The organism is Winogradskyella sp. KYW1333, assembly GCF_003335675.1.
GTDB lineage: Bacteria > Bacteroidota > Bacteroidia > Flavobacteriales > Flavobacteriaceae > Winogradskyella.
Genome location: NZ_QPHL01000005.1, coordinates 1 through 3,315, shown reverse-complemented (window position 1 = coordinate 3,315; position 3,315 = coordinate 1). Strand labels below are relative to the sequence as shown.

At 39.1% G+C, this 3,315-nt stretch carries 2 protein-coding genes; both read right to left on the bottom strand.

Features of this window, described 5'->3' with window-relative positions:
• The coding region (locus tag DUZ96_RS00040) for a hypothetical protein (RefSeq protein ID WP_114299243.1) at positions 1 to 3,021 on the bottom strand (3,021 nt) is incomplete at its 3' end.
• Positions 3,022 to 3,090: 69 nt separating this feature from the next.
• Positions 3,091 to 3,315: T9SS type A sorting domain-containing protein (locus tag DUZ96_RS00035; protein WP_147267034.1), on the bottom strand; the 225-nt coding region annotated here is incomplete at its 5' end.

The following is a 3,315-nucleotide window of genomic DNA, read 5'->3' as shown; positions in this document are numbered from 1 at the left end:
AAGGGTACCACCATCGCTGGTAGCGGCACGGTAACCCGTACCTGCGGTTATAACCGTACTGGCATCAGCCACAATATTATAATTGGTATAGTTACCCGTTGTTTTATCAAAGGGTGCAAAGGCGCGTACGTCCCCAGAGGCTAAAAGATTAGTATTGGCAGCATCATTGGCAAAAGCACCAAAGGTCTGCCCGCTCAGCGGTGCAGTGATCAGATCATTATCGTTGCTGTTACCATCATTGGTATAGGCATTGACCGCGCGATTGTATGCCACTGTACCGGAAATATTACCATTAAGAATTAAGCTTGAATAGCTCGTTGATGTAGAATTAAGAGTAACTGTTGCGGCGGTTAATGTTACACCGTTTTCAATAGTTAAACTAGCACCATCATTGATAGTCAAAGAACTACTCGTAGTATTATTACTTAATGTAGCGTTTCCAGAATTAATAATTAATTCATCATTTATAGTTGATGTGCCACTAGGGTCATTAGGGCTCCAACTACCATCATAGGTATATACAACTGGTGGGGGTTCTGTAAATGCTCCCGTAAAGATCCCTCTCCCATAAGTTGATGCAATAACAATATTGTTGGTATCATCATTGTCAATGGCCCAATAATCGAATGCCGTAACGCTAACATCACTCATACCATTGTAAGATTGCACCCAATTTGGACTAGTTGCATAAAAGTTGTCAGTAGACCAAACCCCTAATTGTGTAGCAATAATAACCTCATCGCTGTTCAATGGATTTTGTAGTATGTCTCTAACGGGTATATCTGGCAAATCCCCTTCTTTACTTACCCAATTTGCGCCTGCATCCGATGAATACCAAACACTAGTTACACCATAATTATGAATGGTAACAAAAATATCATTTAAGGTGTCTCCAAACCGCACAGACGATATAGACCCTATAAATGGGGTTGTAATAGCACTAAAAGTAGCGCTGTTATCCGTGACATTAGTAAGCCTGAGCAACTCTCCGTTTTTAAGGCCAACGTACCAAACATTAGTTTCAAAAGGTGAAGCCCTAAACGCAGAAGGCTCCGCCGTTAAATCAGAATCTGTTAAACTTCCATTAGATCCATTAACTACGTTTATAGATTTAATAGCATTTTGAGAACTATTAGAATTATTTGAAAGAAGTCTATTGGCCTCACTATCAAAATCCATTTGGTTTACAAAATCTCCCCTAGATTGGTCGCTAGATAATGTGGTTGCACCACCTTGAATACGCGGAATACCATTCCAAGGCAAGTTAAACCTATAGATGACATTATAGACATATGTAGTAATCATATACTCACCATCTTTATCAATAAACGTGTAAAAGCCATCGCCATCACTGGATTCTTCAGAACTATTTATACCCGTTGCAATATTGCGAAAGGCTTGAGTGCCATTATCTTGTGAGCCAGCAGAGAAAATACCATCAGTATCGCCGTTACCATCTGGTCCCACACCTGCCTTAACAAACTGTGTAACATTATAGTTGTTATTTCTAACAGATATATTAGATCCAGCATTAGCAGAATAATACATACCACCGTCTGTGCCAAAGACCATTTTAGACGAAGCGCTATTACCAAAAGCTATGGCATGCTGATCGGCGTGCACATATTGGTAACCAAAACCACCATACCAGTGTGATAATTGGGACCAGGAGCCACCGCCGTTGGTAGATTTAAACAAGTCAATACCACCTACATATACAATATCATCATCTGTAGGATCAGCTTCTATTACTAAATCATAAAATGCCTGTCCACGACAAAAGTCATTAGATGCTATACCGGGATCGGCATCATTGGGTAGTGTTTTTGAAGTTATAGTGTTGAATGCATCTGTTGTTTCATAAATATGAACAGGGGAAGTGACACCTTGAGTTAATGCATAAAGTTTATTACTATTTGAGGCCGAAGGTTCTAATTCTACGCGGTTAGAGTCGGTCAGGGGAGAAGCATTAGCTTCTGTCCAAGTTGCCCCATTGGTTGTGCTGTATACGTGTCCACGTCCTTCACCAAAAGCATTGCCTATTGTACCCAACCATAAGGTATTGTCTGCACTAATCTCAAAATCATTTGGTATAAAGTAATAGATTTTACCATTAACACTGTGACTCATATTAGCTTGCTCTATTCTAGACCAATTAGTGCCTCCATCAATAGAACGATAAATACCTGCTGTTTGCAGACCTAACCAATTGTTAGGTCCTGTAGCATCACCATAAATATAGGCACCAACACCAACAAAAAGTTCTGTAGTGCCATTATTATCCCAGGCAATAACATCATTGACATAGAATAAACCTGAAAGGAACAAATTAGATGCGCTGTAATTAAAAGTGGCATCCCCTGCAGCAGGAATATTTAGAGGTGTCCACGTGGTACCACCATCAATACTTTTATACACACCATTACCAACTACATCACCACCAGTATATTGCTCTCCTGTACCTACATACCAAATATTAGAATTATTAGGGTCTACAGTAATAGAAGATACGGCCAGGTTTCCTGGCACATTATCTACACGAGCCCATTGCGAGCCGCTATTAGAAATATCTGTATTTTTCCACAAGCCTCCACTAACACCACCTGCAAAGACGGTATTGTTACTACTATCATTAGGGTCAAATAAAATAGCACGTGTTCTACCCCCAACGTTGTTTGGCCCCCTTTCTTCCCATGCATTAGTATCGTCACCAATAGATCTATTTAGGAGTCGTTCTTGTTTTAGCTCTTCTCTTAATAAGGTGAGTTTGCCATCATCTAATCTTCCTGTAAACGGATTGATGGTTAATTCCCACAGTTGTTCAAAATACTTGTTGGGAGGTAAACCTTTTAATTTTCGCTCCTTTTTACTCCAATTATCTGAGGCCTTAAACGGACTATCTTCAATATATTGAAGATGTTTTGTTCTCAAATCTTCAATGCTTGGTTCAGTAGTTTTGACCACAACTAATAAGGTAGCAGTTATAGCAATAATAACAACAGTTAGTAATCTTAGCTTCATAACGCAAAAATAGGATAAAACTATTAGAAGGAAAGTTAATAAAAAAGCTGCTTATGTATATATGAAGTGTTAAGGCGTTATAATAATTTTCTTCACAATATTTTGCTGTTGGTTATGGATTACTGCGATATACACACCATTTTGTAGTGTACTAATGTCCATATACTGCGACGTACTGTAAGTATTTAGAAGTGTAGAGGTAACCTCTCTTCCCTGCAGGTTGTACAAGGTAGCTTTTGTATCGCGGAGCACAATGCCGTTTATAACCAGTTGTTTATTGGTAGTATCAGTAAA